The sequence below is a fragment of the Flavobacterium sp. 5 genome, assembly GCF_002813295.1.
Taxonomy (GTDB): Bacteria; Bacteroidota; Bacteroidia; order Flavobacteriales; family Flavobacteriaceae; genus Flavobacterium.
In genome coordinates, this window is record NZ_PHUE01000001.1 from 1,804,699 (window position 1) to 1,822,823 (window position 18,125).

The 18,125-nt window shown below is 34.3% G+C and carries 11 protein-coding genes; 3 read left to right on the forward strand and 8 right to left on the reverse strand.

Annotation, left to right across the window (positions count from 1 at the left end; genetic code table 11):
• Positions 1-145: 145 nt before the first annotated feature.
• Positions 146-1,435 carry a lipopolysaccharide assembly protein LapB gene (locus CLU82_RS07455; RefSeq protein WP_157813334.1) on the reverse strand — a complete coding sequence of 430 codons (1,290 nt, stop codon included), beginning with the start codon at positions 1,433-1,435 and terminating at the stop codon, positions 146-148.
• 343 nt (positions 1,436-1,778) lie between these two features.
• Between CLU82_RS07455 and CLU82_RS07460 the strand changes: the two genes are divergently transcribed.
• From CLU82_RS07460 to CLU82_RS07470, 3 genes are all read left to right on the forward strand, one after another.
• Positions 1,779-2,225: a helix-turn-helix transcriptional regulator gene (locus CLU82_RS07460; protein WP_157813335.1), complete on the forward strand. Its 447-nt coding sequence runs from the start codon at positions 1,779-1,781 to the stop codon at positions 2,223-2,225.
• A gap of 94 nt (positions 2,226-2,319) precedes the next feature.
• On the forward strand, positions 2,320-3,036 hold the full coding sequence (locus tag CLU82_RS07465; protein WP_100842498.1) for a DsbA family protein: 717 nt from the start codon (positions 2,320-2,322) through the stop codon (positions 3,034-3,036).
• A 9-nt stretch (positions 3,037-3,045) separates the two neighbouring features.
• Positions 3,046-4,026 (forward strand): Gfo/Idh/MocA family protein, encoded by a 981-nt coding sequence (locus CLU82_RS07470; protein ID WP_100842499.1) that lies wholly within the window; start codon positions 3,046-3,048, stop codon positions 4,024-4,026.
• A 90-nt stretch (positions 4,027-4,116) separates the two neighbouring features.
• Here CLU82_RS07470 and CLU82_RS07475 read toward each other — a convergent pair whose 3' ends face one another.
• From CLU82_RS07475 to CLU82_RS07505, 7 genes are all read right to left on the reverse strand, one after another.
• Positions 4,117-6,582 (reverse strand): glycoside hydrolase N-terminal domain-containing protein, encoded by a 2,466-nt coding sequence (locus CLU82_RS07475; protein ID WP_100842500.1) that lies wholly within the window; start codon positions 6,580-6,582, stop codon positions 4,117-4,119.
• A 219-nt stretch (positions 6,583-6,801) separates the two neighbouring features.
• Positions 6,802-8,301, reverse strand: coding sequence for a family 43 glycosylhydrolase (locus tag CLU82_RS07480; protein WP_198520201.1), 1,500 nt, complete (start codon positions 8,299-8,301; stop codon positions 6,802-6,804).
• 123 nt (positions 8,302-8,424) lie between these two features.
• A complete protein-coding gene (locus CLU82_RS07485) occupies positions 8,425-10,374 on the reverse strand; it encodes a sialate O-acetylesterase (RefSeq protein WP_100842501.1) in 1,950 nt (649 codons plus the stop codon).
• Positions 10,375-10,486: 112 nt separating this feature from the next.
• Positions 10,487-11,980, reverse strand: a complete 1,494-nt coding sequence (locus tag CLU82_RS07490; protein WP_198520202.1) for a cellulase family glycosylhydrolase — start codon at positions 11,978-11,980, stop codon at positions 10,487-10,489.
• Between the two features lie 33 nt (positions 11,981-12,013).
• Entirely contained in the window at positions 12,014-14,242 is a 2,229-nt protein-coding gene (locus tag CLU82_RS07495) for a glycoside hydrolase family 3 C-terminal domain-containing protein (RefSeq protein WP_100842502.1), read from the reverse strand.
• Between the two features lie 42 nt (positions 14,243-14,284).
• Complete coding sequence (locus CLU82_RS07500) at positions 14,285-15,862, reverse strand: glycoside hydrolase (protein ID WP_100842503.1); 1,578 nt, start codon at positions 15,860-15,862, stop codon at positions 14,285-14,287.
• 4 nt (positions 15,863-15,866) lie between these two features.
• Complete coding sequence (locus CLU82_RS07505) at positions 15,867-18,029, reverse strand: glycoside hydrolase family 3 C-terminal domain-containing protein (protein WP_100842504.1); 2,163 nt, start codon at positions 18,027-18,029, stop codon at positions 15,867-15,869.
• Between the last annotated feature and the right edge of the window lie 96 nt (positions 18,030-18,125).

The window sequence follows — 18,125 nt, forward strand, 5'->3', positions numbered from 1 at the left end:
TTTTTACTATAAAAAAAGCCACCAATTAAAAATTGATGGCTTTTTACCCTAATCTAATTTAACTCAAAACTTAATTTAACTCAACTTATTATTATTAATTAATATTCAATTTTAAAAGAACTCACTTTCTTAAATAAGAAAGCATTTATTCACCAGATGCAAAAGCTTTAGATTTAACATTAGTAGTAATATTAATACTAGCCATTAATTCCTTCGCATTGTTATTAAATGGGTCTATATTTACAACTTTTTGAAGATAAGTTTGAACACTTTTTAAAATCTGCTCTTTTTGTAACTTCAACTCTGCGATCATTTTTTTATTCGCTTCTGTAGTCTCCAAACTTTTAATATTAGAATCTATAGCATTTCCTTTTCCGATCAATAATGCAGATAATTTAATATAACTAGCGGCATATAATGGATCCATACTAATTGCTTTTTTATAATAGTATTCCGCTCCTTCATAATACAACTCTTTCTCACAATTTATACCAAAATCAGAGGCCAATTGAGCATTTTTATTGTTTAGTTCTAAAATAAATGTTGCCAAATGATCAAAGGTTTCATAATCTTTGGTTTCCAAATACAAATTAGCTTCAACTACATTTAATGACTCATCTATGCCATTAAACTTTTTAGCCATTTCAATAGCTTTTATCGCTTTTTCTTTAAAACCCTTTTGAACATAAATCAAAGCTATATTTTTAGAAATTTCACCCCTTTTTGAATAAAATTTTACATTTGGACGCATATGTGAACCACTTTGAATTTTAGTGTCTCTTTCTTCTATAGTAGGAAAATATTCATCTACCAATAGCTTTTTATTATATGCAATAAAAACGGCAATATTTCCATTATATTTAATTGTCTTTAACTCTTCAAAACATTTTAATGCAGAATCAATATCATCTCCATTTTTATAAGACATTGCCGCATTGTACAACTGCAATGTATCTTTTTTATCAATCAAATAAGCTTGATAAAATTTATTAGAAGATTCTGCAAAATTTTCGGCAGCCAAATCATTCTTAGCACTAACTACAAGATTATTTTTAATTCTATATAACATTTCAACAGCTTCTGTTGAATATTTTATATCATTTGATTCGCTCTCAACCTGTATTAAATCAGTAAGTGCCAAAATAGCTTTTGATAAATTTTTAGCCGAATTTATATTATTATTCGCAAGGTTTACTAAAGCCGTAGCCTGTACGTAATAAAAATGAATTCTATCATCAACAGGAGCATTACTTATTAAATATTCTACAGGAGAAAGAATTGCCAAAGCTTGCTCAGAATTCCCTGCTTTCAATTCTTTTTGTGCTTCTTTAATTTGACTCTTTTGAGCGTACACTGATGGTATTAATAAAAGTAAAGCGAAAATATTTTTAAAAATACCATTCATAATTTGCAGGTTTAGATTAATAATTAACAAAAGGTATATTTGGGAAACCTCATTTATTAAACACAAAACATTTTTTCAAATAGCTAATTCATCATTTTTCACACTTTAACGTGTATAAAAAGAAAAAGCTAAACACAAAATTTAACTCCTTTCACTCATTTAATTTTATCAAATTTATTGAATACAAGATTCCTATTTTTACGTATTTATACCTGATTTATCAAAACACAACCATCTCAACTATAAAACCCATAAAAAAGCACTAAAAAGAACCATTATTACTTCATAATATATCCGCATATTAAACAAATCCAAACAAATGTTTATATATCAAATATAATCGTTAAATTACGATATGAAATAAATGAGAGTTATGGGAACAACTAAACACTTAGATTTCGATCAAGAAACAAATGCAATCGCTGAAATTTGCAAAGCACTAGGGCATCCAACACGCATGCAAATAATGACCTTATTATGGAATAAAAACAACAGAACCTGTGGCGAAATTGTTTCTCTGATTCCATTGGCACAATCAACAATTTCTAAACATTTATTAGAATTAAAAAAAGCTAATTTATTAAATGTAAAAAATGTTGGAAAGAAAACTATCTATTCCATAGAAGTAGAAAAAATACAAGTTCTCAAAAAATATTTCACTAATTATTTATCAAATAAATTACTCTCAAATGAAATAGAGATAATAAAAACTACTTCTTCAACCCCAAAAATTAAGAAAGCAGACAAATTATACTTAAAACAACACAACTATCAATTTCCAGACAAAAAAAATGGCTCTGAGCAAGAAAACATAGAGTAGTATTATAATAAAAACTTAAAAACCGAAGTGTTCGAAATTCAATTTCATAATTTTGTACTTTATAACATTTGGTAATGCCAAGAAAAAAATCACAATGGAAAATCAATTGAAAGTACAAATCTGGTCAGATGTAATGTGTCCATTTTGTTATATAGGAAAAAGAAAAATAGAGGAAGCATTAACTCAATTTGAAAATAAAGAATCTGTTGAAATCGAATGGAAAAGTTTTCAATTAGATCCGTCTTTTGTAGCTACAGAAGGTGAAAGCATAGCAGAGCATTTGGCTGAAAAATACGGGCGAGATATAGATTGGGCTCAATCATCATTAGAAAATATGACTGAGAATGCCAAAAATTCAGGACTTGAGTTTCATTTTGAAAAATCAATTTTAGCGAATTCATTAAACGCACACCGATTAATGCATTTAGCAAAAAAGCACAATCTATCCAATGAATTAAAAGAGCAACTTTTCAAAGGGTATTTAACTGATGGTAAAGATGTAAACAATTGGAATACGCTTGAAGAAATTGGAGTAAAAGTAGGATTACCAATCCAAGAAATAGTAGAGCTTATAACAAGTAACGACTATATTGATGAAGTTAGACAAGATCAACTACAGGCTCAATCGTTGGGTGTGACAGGGGTTCCGTTCTTTGTATTCGACAATAAATACGCAGTATCTGGAGCACAAGCAACTGATGTTTTCTTGAAAACCCTTGAAAAATCTTGGGAAGAAGGAAATTTTAAAACTCCATTGCAAATGCAAAACCCTACAGACGCTAATAGTTGTGGCATTGATGGTTGCGAATAATCCAAAAACATGAACGAAATAACAAAAAACCTTCGTTGGGGAATTATCGGCTGTGGTAATGTAACCGAACTAAAAAGCGGACCTGCATATCAAAAAACTGCAGGTTTTACTATTGAAGCAGTAATGCGCAGAGATGCTGGAAAAGCAGCAGATTATGCTAAAAGGCATGGCATCAATAAATATTATACAGATGCTGATGCGTTAATAAATGATCCTGAAATTGATGCTGTTTACATCGCAACGCCACCCGATACACATAAATTATATGCCCTAAAAGTAGCGGAAGCTGGAAAACCGTGTTGTATTGAAAAACCGTTGGCTCCCAATTATCAAGATTGTTTAGCAATTGCAGAAGCCTTTGAAACAAAAAACATCCCTGTATTTGTTGCTTATTACAGAAGAACTCTTCCAAGATTTGAACAAATAAAAAAATGGATAGACTCTAAAACTATCGGTGACATTAGACACATCAGATGGCATTTGAGCAAGCCTACAACAGATCAAGACCGATCTGGTGAATACAATTGGCGAACTGATATAAAAATTGCAACAGGAGGCTATTTTGATGATTTAGCAAGCCACGGATTGGATTTATTCATACATTATTTAGGACCAATAAAAGAAGTTTCAGGAATTAGCTTGAACCAACAAGGTTTGTATTCTTCAAAAGATGCCTGTGTAGCAAATTGGATACATGAATCGGGTATAACAGGAAGCGGAAGCTGGAATTTTGGTTCTTTTGAAAGAGAAGATATTGTTGAAATTTATGGCTGCGAAGGAAAAATCACTTTCTCTGTATTCGAAGACATTCCTTTGACATTAAAAACTGCCGAAGGCGAATCGACACACGACATACCTCATCCCGAAAATATTCAGCTGCATCATGTGAAGCAAATGCGCGATCACCTGTCAGGGGAATCCAAACATTCATCGAACGCATATACAGCCGCACATACAAGCTGGGTAATGGATCAGATTATTGGGAATTAATTAAACATATATTTTCAAAACAAAAAAAGCAGAAGCAATCGAGGTTGATTACTTCTGCTTTTTTGTCAATCAATAAAAACTTAAAAAAAATTACCAGATCAAATCCATCTTTTGACCTTTTTTCAAAGTAATTTCTAATCTTTTATTCCCATTGATTAAAACTGTTTTCCCTCCATTTCTAGAATAAACAATCACTTTTTGCAATATTTTATTATCCCATTCCATCGCGATTTCAAATCCCCCTCTGGCACAAATTCCTTTTACCGAACCACTTTCCCAAGCATCGGGCAAAGCAGGTAATAATCGGATTTCATTTTCATCAGATTGCACTAACATTTCGGCAACGGCTGCAGCTCCTCCAAAATTTCCGTCAATTTGAAATGGCGGATGAGCATCGAATAAATTTGGATACGTCCCTCCTCCTCGTCTTAGTGTATCCGTTTTCTTTCCATCAGGATCTACATATCTCAATAATTCCCGGTACATTTTATAAGCACGGTTGCCATCCCAAAGTTTGGCCCAGAGATTAATCCTCCAGCCTTTTGACCAGCCTGTAGTTTCGTCCCCTTTTATTTCCAAAGTTTTTTTGGCTGCTTTAGCAAGTTCCGGTGTTTTTAGAGGCGTGATATGATTCCCTGGAAAAACTCCAAACAATTGTGACTGATGTCTATGTTTTGGATCTTTATCTTCCCAATCAAAATACCACTCCTGCAGATTTCCTTTTTTACCGATTTTATAAGGATGTAATTTGGCCAAATCAGCTTCTAACTTACTTACAAAATCAGTATCTATATTTAAAATTTTGGCGGCTTTTATCGTTTTATCGAAACATTCTCGAATCATAGCCAAATCAGCAGTTCCTCCATACAATGTGGCACCAACAAAACCCTCTGGAGTGATGTATTGATTTTCTGGAGAAGTCGAAGGTGCAGTAATTAAATTTCCATCCTTATCTTCAACCAGCCAACCCTGACAAAATTCTGCAGCACCCTTCATCAATGGATACCCTTCATTTTTTAAGTAATTTTTGTCTTGAGTAAAAACATAATGTTCCCAAATATGTGTACTCAGCCAAGCCCCTGCCATTGGCCAGCAAGCCCACATAGGTTCTTCTTTACCAAATTGCCCAACAGGATTACTCATAGCCCAGATATCGGAATTGTGTGCAGCTGCCCAGCCTTTATTAACACCATAAAAAGTTTTTGCAGTCACTTTACCCGTTACCGAAAGATTTTTTATAAAACTCAATAGTGGCAAATGCATTTCGGAAAGATTGGTGTTTTCGGCAAGCCAATAATTCTCTTCCAAATTAATATTCATTGTGTAATTAGAACTCCAAGGCGGATTCAAATAGGGATTCCATATTCCTTGTAAATTGGCGGGAACTCCCAAAGTGCGAGAACTGCTTATCAATAAATAACGTCCGTATTGAAAATAAAGAATCTCTAAATTTTTATCTTCTTTTCCTTCTGAATAACGCAATAAACGTTCGTCTGTTGGTAAATCAGGAGCTGTAGTTTTTCCTAAATCTAATGAAACACGATTATAGAATTTTTGATAATCGGCGATGTGAGCTTCTTTTAATTTATCGAATGATTTTGAAAACGCTTGGCTTAAATTATGTTTCGCTATTAGCTCTGCAACTCCATCAACCGATGGATTTTTATCAAAACCTTTAAAACTAGTAGCCACAGAAACATAAATTACTACTTCAGTAGCATTTTTTACTCCTAATGCTGTATCACTAATTGTAATTGTTCCGTCAGTATTTTTTATTTTTAGTAAAGAAGTGAATCGAGTGCCCCTAATCACTTTAGCTTTTTTTTCCCATTCTGCTTTTAGTTGAGCTTTTTGTTCTTCTGTAGGAAACGCTGGAAGATATGTTTCAGTTTTCGGAGTATACCCCAAATTCTCATGCATTGGCGCAATACCATTCATTTCCAAAATGCTTTTCTTTACAGAAACCTTTGCGTTTAACAAACTACTGGCTTTAATGTCAAAATTTAAAGCTCCTTTTTTGCTGCTTGTTAATTTAATAACCATAATTTGATTCGGTGCCGAAACAAAATATTCACGTGTAAATTTTACACCGTTTATTTCATACGAAACTTTAGAGATAGCATTCGAAATGTCTAATTCTCTATAATAATTAGTGGCTTTTCCTTTGTTTGAATTATTAATTTCTAAAGTTCCTAAAGGCGCGAATGATTCCGAGTTTTTACCTTGCAGTTTTTTATTTAATTCTTCAGCTAACCTATAATCTTCTTTATTAAATGCATCTCGAATAGCTGGTAAATTTTTATACGCATACTCATTCATATTCTCATACACTGGTTCTCCCGACCACAACGTGATATCGTTCAGATAAATTTTATCTGAATCGACTCCTCCAAAAACGGTGGCTCCCATTTTTCCATTTCCTAAAACAAGGCTTTCTTCGAAGAACTCGGCAGGTTGTTTGTACCAAAGTTTATGATTTGATTGGGCACAAAGATTTCCACAGAAAATCGAGAAGATAAAAACTACTAGGAATTTATGAAATGAATTTGACTGCATAATTAGATATTTTTAATTTTCTTTTTTTATCATTCGGAACACACAATTTTATTGATAACGTTTGTCCGCGTGAGGGATAGAAGCAAACTACCGAAGTAGTGCGTATAGCCCGACCGCATTTACAAAAGGCGCGCAATAAGCGGTTTGTTATATAGCGCCTTTTGTAAATGTGGTCACGCCCATAGGAACTTCAACGAACTGATGACGTAAATACTAGTATTACTTTGGACTATAAACAAAATTCCTGAACGTAACAGAACCCTCACCAACTGCTGAAAGTCCAATTTTTAAACTCATAAAACCGCTTAATACATTATGGTTAAAAGAACTTACCTCAGCTGAGTTTTCGGTTTTTAACCAGTCCTTGCCATCTATGCTATAAAACATATTTACAACTTGTTCCTTTTTTTCTAAACGTAAAAATAAGTGTTTTTTATTAATTCCTATTTCGGTTGGGAATTGCCATACTCTAAGAATTGCCATGATATTTTCTTTATCGAAAGCGATGCCTGTGTATAATTTAGTATCATAGAAAAGAACCAAGCCAGCCGAAGCATTACCTTCTATTTCTACTTCCACATCCGCGGTATATGAATGGTCTGAGAGCGTACATAATAAGGGCGAACTTTGTCCAATGCTTGTTCCCTTTCCTTTGATTTTTATTCCGTTTGAAGAAAATGTGGTTCTTTGAGAATCATATTCATCAAAAAATTGCCATTGCTTATTAAGTTCTGTTCCTGTAAAAGTATCCGAAAGAGTAAAATTACTTTTTATGGATTGACCCGCTGGTTTTTTTATTTCATCTTCGGTTTTAATACCCTCTTTTATTTTGAACCAACCCTCTTTTGTCCATTCTATAGGTTGCAAAAGTGTTTGACGCCCCATATTGTAATAGCCATTTTCATATCCGTGAAAAACCATCCACCAATTTCCTTTTACATCATCTATAATAGAGGCATGACCTTTTGACCACCATTTTTCGGAACTATCATTTGTTCTAATAATTGGATTGTTAGGTGCATTTTCCCATGGTCCAAAAGGCGATTTTGAACGAGCCGAAATTACCATGTGACTTGTAGCTGGCCCGGCTGTACCGCCTTCGGCAACGGTTAGGTAATAATAATCACCTTTCTTAATCATTTTTGGACCTTCCAGACAAAAACATTCTATAGACCAGTCTCTTGGAATTTTCCAGCCATCATAGGCATGTGTTTCCTTACCTATAACCGAAAGTCCGTCCTTTGAAAGCGGTACGTAACTGCCATTACTGAAATAAATAAAGCGATTGCCTTTATCATCTACGAAATGTCCTGGGTCAATAGCGCCAATTTTCAAATCAACAGGATCACTCCATGGTCCATTTATTGTGTCAGCCCAAACCACATAATTTGTGTTATTGGCAGGAAAATAGATGTAGAATTTGTTATTGTATTTCACCAGATCTGGAGCCCAAACAGACCCAACGCTTTTTTTGAGTGCGTGAGTAACAGGTTTCCAGTTAATTAAATCTTTGGAAGTCCAAATTAACAATCCAGGATAATAATTAAACGAAGAGTGTACGATATAATAATCTTCGCCATCTCTAATTATAGAAGGATCTGGATAATCTCCCGCAAAGATTGGGTTTTTATAAGAATCCTTGGCTTGTTTGTTACTTTGTTGCTGTGCATTGACTATTACCGATATTGAAAATATAAATAACAGAATTGATTTTTTCATGGGTTGTTGTGTTTAAAAAATTCTAGTTTTTTGATATTTATGACAAGAATACCTAACAGGTTTTTAAACCTGTTAGGATTAACAACTAAGACGATTGACTAAAATATCAAACCTTGATTTGTATTATTTACTAACACTGTATTTTTCTTTTGCAGTAATCATTTCCCAATTATCAGTTCGGAAAGGCGATGCAGGGAAGTTTTCTTTATTAAAAAGGTTAATTTCAGTATCATCATCGGCCCAGCCATAATGAACAGCAACTGGATTTGATACTTTTTCGCTGGAAACAATTACTTTATTGTCTTTGATAATGGCTTTGGCAGGGTAAAAAACTTTATCGGCGCCTGCAATTTCAAAACCTTTTAGGATTCCGTTTTTATCAGAAGTTGATAATCCAGTTCCGGTTGATGTAAAACGCAATGTAATTTGGTTTCCTTTTGTTTCCATCGCTTTGTACATTGGTCCGCTATACACTTGTTTTTTACCGTAAATAGTATTCAACGCTATCGCTGACAGACGCAATCCTACATCTTTTTTGTTCGTTGGATGAATGTCTTTTGCATTACCAATATCAGTAGTTACTGCCATTCCTGTGTTTGGTAATTTCAGCGTTTCGGTTTGTGCTTCGCGAAGTTCGGCCCAACGACTTCCTTTTAGGCTGTTTCCACCAAACTCATCAAAGGTTGATAATTGTACAAAGTAGAAAGGAAAATTGCCCTGATTCCATTTAGTTCTCCAATCGGTAATCATTAATGGGAATGCTTTTTTGTATTGATTGGCTCTCCAAACATTAGCTTCACCTTGATACCATAAGACACCCTCAAAAGCGTATGGAATTAATGGATTGATCATTGCATTGTACAATAACGAAGGATAACTGTTTGGTGAGACCGAAACTTTCACTTGTACTACATTGAACTTCCATAATCCATCAAGAGGAAAAGCCGAACCGTTGAAATCAATTTTCATATCTGCGGAATCTCCATATATACCTCCACCACCAGAGTAATCGGTAATTTTAACAGCAATTACATTTGTTCCTTCTTTTAAAACGCCAGCAGGAATTTTGTATATTCTTTTGGCTTCCCAAATATTGTTGGTTCCAACTTGAAAGCCGTTGACGTACGTTTGATCTTCATCATCAATTTTAGACAAATACAAAACAGCTTCTTTTTTGGCTTGTTCTGCAGTTAAAGTAATGGTTTTTCGCATCCAAACAATTCCGTCAATATTCCCTATTTGTTGGTTTTCCCAAAGAGAAGGCACTTTTATTTCAGGCCAGTTGGCATCTTTGTAATCTGGATTTTTGAATTGTTCCTGATTAGTTGTAGTTACTTCAAAACCCTGAATTTTTTCTATGTTTCCTAAAAGCGATTTTTTGTATGTTTCAAAAACAGCATCCATATTTACCGAAGGTACATTAGCAATCATATCTTTGAATTCGTCACTTTTTTCAAAAGCTTGACGGCTTGTCCAAGTTTCTACACAAGTTCCTCCCCACGAAGTATTGATAATTCCGATTGGAATCTTTAATTCGGCATATAATTTTTTAGCAAAAAAGTATCCCACAGCAGTGAAATCTTTTATGTTTTCTTTATTAGAAATTGTCCATGCACCGGCTTTTAAATCTTCTTTTGGTGTACCGCTTAAATCCTGTGCGACTAAAAATTGACGAATCATTGGCTCATTTGACAGCTCTTTTTGAATTTCAAAATCAGGAAGTTTGTACATCTGAAATTCCATGTTGGATTGTCCAGAGCAAATCCAAACTTCACCAACCAGAACATCTTTTATGACAATTTTGTTTTTTCCTGTAATGATTAATTCAAAAGGTCCACCAGCTTTTTCTGCATTTAAACCAACTGTCCACTTCCCGTCTTTATCAGCTTGAATGGTTTTGATCTGTTTATTAAAGCGAACTTCCACTTTTTCATTGGCATCTGCCCAGCCCCAAACTGGAATTGTTTTGTTACGTTGTAAAACCATTCCATCAGAAAACAACAAAGGCATTCTAACATTTGCATTGACATTTAAGCCAGAAACAATAAATAAAATAACAAGTATTTTTTTCATTTTTGAATCATTTAATTATAAATTTTGAATTCTCTAAGATAAAAGATATCGGGATAATTATTCAAAACAAAAGCTTAAATAATCATCCCGATATCAATTCATTATCTTTTATTTATTTTAAACCATCTTGCAATGCAGTTAACGCTTGCGAATCATAAATTGTATTATTGGTTCTATTAAATAAAGACATTGTATTTACCCCCATATTTCCAGCATCCCAATAAAAAGGAATCAAGCCATTAGCTTTAGCTTGTTTTACAACATATTTCAAATAATAAGCTCTTGAATCCAAATGTTTAGCAAGATCATCACCAGACAAATCACGTCTAATAGCTCCAAATTCTCCTAAAATTACCGGAATACCTTTACTCACAAATTGCGTTTTCATAGAAAGGAAAAATTTATCTAAATCAGCTTCTTCTCCCCAAGTAGAATTGTGAGCTGTGTCTGTAGTCGAATGATTACTTGCTCCCCAGTAATAAAACATTTTACCCCAATCAGCATCTTTATCCATAAGACAAAATTGATATGGTGTATAATAATGAACCTCAGCCATCATTCGGTTTGGAGTTTTATCTGTAGGCAAAGTCAACATCAATTTATTTGTTTTTTCAATATCTGTTGATGGACCTTGAATGATTAAATTACGATAGGTGTTTTTACCTCCAGTAGAACGAACAGCATCAATAAATGTTTGATGATAGCTCTTTAAAACTGCCATTTCCGTTGCATTATCAACATTTGGCTCATTCGCGCTAGCAAAAAGCAAGTGTTCATCAAAACCACGCAATTGTGTTGCAATTTGTTCCCAAAAAGCTTTTTGTTTCGCATTGTTGACTTCTTTTTTGTTAGCCGTACAATTTTCTTCTAACCATCCACCATCCCAGTGAATGTTTACGATTACATACATGTCGTTATCTACACAATATTGCACTACTTCTTTTACTCTGGCTAACCAAGTTGCATTAATTTTCGCAGTTGTAGCATTAGCATACTGATTCCAGGAACAAGGAATTCTAATTGCATTAAATCCATTTGCCTTAACTAAATCAATCAAACTCTTTGTAACCAATGGATTTCCCCAAGATGTTTCGCCTCCAGTGGCTTCTAATGTGTTACCAATATTCCAGCCCAATTGCATTTTGGCTGCTAAATCCACTGCGTTGCTTGTCATACCTGTAGCATCATCAGCAATCGGACTAGTGTTGTAATTAGGATATAAAAGTCCAACTTGTGAAACTGAAACCTTTACTGATGTTACATCACTAGAACTTATTGTAATTATTCCAGTTCTAGTTTCAGTTGTTGTGTTTTCAGAAGATGTTAATTTTACTTCGGTAGTTCCATCTTTTCCAGAAGTTTTATCTAATTGAATCCAAGCTACGTTAGAACTGATTGTCCATGCTGTAACATTCGTTTTAACCACAACTGTAGCAACATTTCCTTTGACTACAAAATCTATCTTAGTAACATCCGCAGTAAGTGTTTTTGCCTCTGGCTTTGCAGGTTCGGCAGCGGGATCACTTTCAGAACTACAGGCCAGAACAGTTAAAAAAGCAGAACATAGAAAGAAAATAAATCCGTATTTTTTAATTTTATTTTTCATAAGGTTATTGTTTTTGGTTAGTTGATAGCAATATTATTGTATGTTAACATCAATTTTGTTTTTGATATCACGAGAAGAATTTCCAATATTCAAAGTATATTTTCCAGGCTCAATAGTCCAGCTTTTAGTTTCTACGTTGTAATATGCCAATTCTTTAACTGGTACTTGAATAGATATTGTTGCTGATTTTCCAGCTCCAACTAATACCTTTTGAAATCCTTTTAGTTCCTGGGCAGCACGTTCTATTTTTGAGTCTGATTTTGAAGTATATAATTGTACTACTTCTTTACCGTCAGTTTTTCCTGTATTTTTAACAGTTACTGAAACAGTGATTGTATCACCAATACCATAAGAATCTTTATCAGATTTAGCATCACTAAAAGCAAAAGTCGTGTATGATAATCCATATCCGAAAGGATATAATGGAGTTACATTTTTAGTATCAAACCATCTGTAACCAACCAAAATTCCTTCTTTGTACTCCACAACTTTATCACCAGGAAAACTATTCGTAGCATGAGCTGGAGAATCCATAATATTTTTAGGCATTGTCCATGGTAACTTTCCTGATGGATTTGTTTTTCCTAATAAAACATCTGCCAAAGCATTTCCTCCTTCAGATCCATTGAACCAGCTCCATACCAAAGCGTTTGTTTTTTCACTTACTTCTTTAATATCAAAAGGGGCTCCCGCAATAAATACCACAATAGTTCTTGGGTTAACTTCCAATACTTTTTTAATCAATTCTTCCTGACCAAATGGCAAGTGCAAATCTCTTCTATCAGATGCTTCTGTTTCATAATCACGATTCGAACCAGCAAAAACAATAGCAACATCAGAATTTTTAGCAGCCTCTATTGCTTCTTGCAATTTCGCAGGATCTAATTGGTCAATCGTTACAGGTCCATTAATAGTAATATCCCCTAAATTTCCTTTATTTTTAACGTCATAACGTTCTAAATACCCTTCAGCATAATTAATTTTGATAGATGCCGGCAATCTATTTTTTAGACCATCTAAAGGTGTAACTTCTCTTTTCGTTTTTACACCAGCTCCAAATCCACGTAAAGCATTAACTTTAGTAGCATTATTACCAATTACAGCAATAGATTTTATTCCATTTAATTGTAAAGGCAATGCATTGTTTTCATTTTTCAATAACACAATCGCTTCAGATGCAATTTTGTAAGCGTCCTGATAGTGTGCTTCGGTTGCAATACTTCCTTTCGCACGTTTATTACTGCCCATTGCTTTTACCTGATATAAAGTATGTAAAATGCGACTCACGTGTTTATCAATTTCAGCTTCTGTGATCTCTCCTTTTTTAGCAGCTTCAATCAATTTATCAGCTAAGAAAAACTCGTTGAACTTCTTTGGAGTTCCCATTTCAACATCCAATCCGCTTTCTAAAGATTTTACAGTAGAATGTACCGCAGCCCAATCCGAAACTACAATTCCTTTGAAATTCCATTCGTCACGTAATATTTTGTTAAGCATGTTATCATTCTCACATAAATATTCTCCCCTGAACTTATTGTAGGCTCCCATAATACTATACGCTTTGGCTTCCTTTACAGATGCTTCAAAAGCAGGTAAATAAATTTCACGAAGTGCACGTTCACCAATTTGAACATCTACAAAATCACGATTTGTTTCCTGATTATTAGCCGCAAAGTGTTTTACACACGCCATAACATCATTGTCTTGAAGCCCAACAATTAAAGGCACAGCTATTTTTTTATTCAAAAATGGGTCTTCGCTCATGTATTCATACGTTCTTCCTCCAAGAGGTGTACGAACAATATTAATAGCTGGTGAAAGCAGCATATCTTTATCTCTGGCACGCATTTCCTGTCCTAAACTATTCCCGAAAGTATACCCCATTTCAGGATTCCATGTAGCTGATAATGCACCGCCCGCTGGGTAATAGGTTGCAAAATCATTAGTTAAACCTGCCGGAGACCAATTATCACGGGAAATTTCTTCACGAACTCCAAGAGGACCATCAGCCATTTTTAATTCAGGGATACCTAAACGTTTTACACCGCCTGAAGTAAACATACTATTACCATGCAACATTCCTATTTTTTCCTCAAGAGTCATTTGCGAAATTAACTTGGCAATCTCAGCATCATGCTCTTTTGTTATCTCTTTACCAACATAAGTGGTTTGCTGTTTTTTTGATTTAGCTGATTGTGCTTGACCATCAGCAAATGCAAGTATAGATACAGCCATTGCAACGTATTTGATTGTATTTTTCATTATGGTATTATTAAATTTATTATTGATCGAAATTCTATGCCCTTACTGTTTTACAAAATTGAAAAAGACAACATCGTTCTCATTTATCTTGTAACTTTTATTATACTTGCCAGTCGCATCAATGTTTACTTTCTCAGTTGCTATTGGTGCACCATTATTTTTTTGTTTGATTGATTTTACTTGTTCTAAAGTCAATTGACTTGGTTTGCCCATCGCTAAATAATCGGCAAAAGCATCATTCACTTTATAGCCTACTTTATAAATTTCCAAATTGTATTTTCCTTTCTTCAATCCATCTACTTCAATTTTCACTTCTCCTTTTGATTTTGAAGCCAAATCTTTTATATAGTAGTCTTGATTGTTTATCTTATCAGGGAGTGTATAAGTGAAATCCCAAAATAAAAGCTGAACATCTCCTTTATCATTTTTGGTTGCCCAAGATGAAGTATCTGTATTTTTAAGTTCGATTGCACCTAATTTATTCATTAGCGAATAAGAGAAATAAGCAGGCTTTTTAATTCCCTGTGTATTCAGTAATCCAAATCCTCCGTGAAAAGGTGTAAATCTAGGACCTGCTTCTTCAAAAATATCGGTAAAAGTCCAATAAGACATTGAGGTCGGAGCATTTCCTACTTGTTTTAATTTCTGAAGAATATAGGCTGCTGAATGATAACTGTCATGAATGGCATCTGCAGGAGTGTATGATGAACTCCATTCTGTATAATGCAGTTCAAGGTTTGGCTTAGCTGAATTTGCAATTTGCTTTCTAGAATTAAGAACATCTCCACTTATACTTGATTCATCTTTACTTAAAACTGTTCCTGTAGTTCCAAATTCATCTAAGAAACCTTGATTTACACCATAAGTATGCGTTGAAATAAAATCTAATGCCACATTATTTTTAGTACAAAAATCAATTGTTTCTGGAACCCAACCAGCTCCGGCAGTTGCAGGGCCTCCAACTTTATAAGCTGGATTTACACTTTTGATAGCTTTTGCAGCATATTCGTATAATTTGAAATATTCTGCTTGAGTACCAGTCCAAAAACCTGGAGTTAAATTTGGTTCGTTCCAAACTTCAAAATACCATGTTTTTACTTCTTGAACTCCATAACGCTCCGTAAAATGCTGCGTTAGATTTTTAATTAAATCTCCCCATTTATTATAATCTTTTGGAGGAGTAACATTTCCTTTCCACCAAAAAATAGTCTGGCTTCCACTAGCCAAAGCATTAGGCATAAAACCTAACTCTACAAATGGTTTAACATTAATACTCAAAAGAAAATCGTACAATGCATCAATATATTGATAATTGTATTCTGGATTTCCTTTACTATCTTCTCTATAAACTGCCATATCATCGGTCAATAAACCATGCATACGAATGTATTTGAAATCACATTCTTTTTTAGCCATAGCTAATTGCTGTTGCCAATCTGCACGTAAACCTTCGTTGGCACGGCCTGCTCCTATGCATTCCTTGAACATCATGTTCATTTTTCCGTCGCTTTTATTACAATCAACTTTAATGATTCTATTATTTGACACGGATTTTTCTTGTCCAAACAATGCAACATTGATTAAACTGAAAGCTATAATTTGTACAAAATATTTTTTCATCTTATTATTTTACATTGAATTTTTTGATCAAAAGAATTGTATCCGAAGCTGATCCTACTTGCAATTCAATTGTATTATTTTCTAATTCAAATTGTTGCTTGGCAACATTCCAATATTCTAAATCTTTAGCTTTTACAGTTAATAAAACCTTTTTCGTTTCGCCAGCTTTAAAAAATACTCTTTGAAATGCTTTCAATTCCTTTTCTGGACGTTCTACTTTTGAATTTAACTGTTTAGCATACAATTGAACTACTTCGTCACCATCTTTATCGCCCGAATTTGTAACTGAAACCGTAACTTTTACTTCTCCATTTTTTGAAATGGTTTCTAAATTAGTTTCAATTGAATTGTATTTGAAAGTTGTGTAACTCAATCCATGACCAAAAGCATACAAAGGTTTTCCCTTGAAATACTGATAGGTTCTTCCGTTGCGAATGTTGTAATCCAATAAATCAGCCAAATCAGTAATGTCTTTTACCCAAGTCTGTGTCAATCTTCCCGCTGGGTTGTAATCTCCAAATAATACATCGGCAAGAGCGTTTCCTAATTCCTGACTATTTTGAGTCATGTGTACAATCGCTGGAATATGTTCTTGTGTCCAATTGATGGCATACGGAAAACTGCTGATGAGTGCTACCACCGTTTTAGGATTAGCCTGATAGGCAATTTTAATTAAATCTTCCTGTTCCAATGTTAATGACTGACGATCTACAGCTTCTTTGCCTTCGCTTGGGACTGGACAATCATTCCAACCCGCATTGCAAACTGGATGATTCCCAACTATAACAATAACTACATCGGCCTTTTTAGCAATTGCGGCTGCTTTTCCATCCGCATTATTTTTAGCATATAAAACTTCAGTGTTTGCGCCTAATTTGTTTTTAATTCCTTGTAATGGAGTTATCACATAAGGTGGAGTTCCGCTGTACCAATCCAATAAAACTTCGTCAGCATGAAGACCAATTATGGCTACTTTTTTTAATTTCTCTTTTTGTAAAGGCAAGAATTTCGAATCATTTTTAAGCAACACAATTGATTTTTGAGTTGCCTCTAAAGCGATTTTTTTATGTGCTTCCGTTTTCCAAGGATCAATTGTGTCTTGTTTTGTTCCGATTTTTGCATACGGATTTTCATCAGAAGCATCGAGCATTCCCAATTTTAACATTACTCGAAAATTGCCACGGATTTCAGCATCTATGTCTTTTTCGGTTAAATAGCCTTTTTCAATTGCGCCATTAACTCCTTCTTTATAATCGTCTAAAAACTGGTTAATCCCAGATTTTACAGTGGCAGCTGCGCCCAAATATTGGTCTGTATAATATTTATGGTCTGAAAGTAATAATTTGAAAGCGCCTCCATCAGTACAGATAATTCCGTTTTGTCCCCACTCTTTTTGGGTAATGTCTTTCAGCATCGGATGCACCATTGCTGGAATTCCGTTTACTTTATTGTATGAAGCCATGTAGGCGCGTGAACCTCCCTCGACAACTCCCATTCTGAAAGGAACTGAATAATATTCTCTCCAAAGTCTTTCATCAAAATCGGATGATGTATAGGTTCTTCCATCTTCGTTGCTGTTGGCTAAGAAGTGTTTCATTAACGAAACCGACTGCCAATATTTTGGATTATTTCCCTGAAGTCCTTTTACAAAAGCAACGGTCATCGTGCCATTAAAAAAAGCATCTTCTCCATAACTTTCTTCTGTGCGCCCCCAACGCGGGTCACGGGCAATATCTGCATTTGGAGCTCGGATTACCAAACCTCCGCGGTGGTATTTTTGCAATGCAAAACGGGCTTCATAGCCTTCTACATTTGCCACTTTTTGAAGTAATTCGGCATCCCATGTTTCTCCTAGACCATACGCTTGCGGGAAAATAGTTGTCGTTATTTGCTCTTTATCTTTTCCTCCCCATTTGGCTGGACCGCCTAGAGCCAATCCATGCAGGCCTTCGACATGACCTGTACCTACAACTCCCAATCTGGGAACGGAAGGATTGGTGCTTAAAACGGCTACTTTTTCTTCCAAAGTCATTAATGACAATAGATTGTCTATTCGTTTTTCGGTAGCTAATTTTTGATTCTGAAAAGGATATATCTGCTTTTTCTGTTGCGCCAAGATTGGCGTAACAGTTAGTGTAAGCAACAGATATAGTATGTACTTTTTCATTTTAATTATTGACTAAACTTTATTCAAATTAAAAATTACCATTGTGGTTGTTTTTTAACAAAATGAATTGTTATATTTTTTGTCACTCAGATTTTG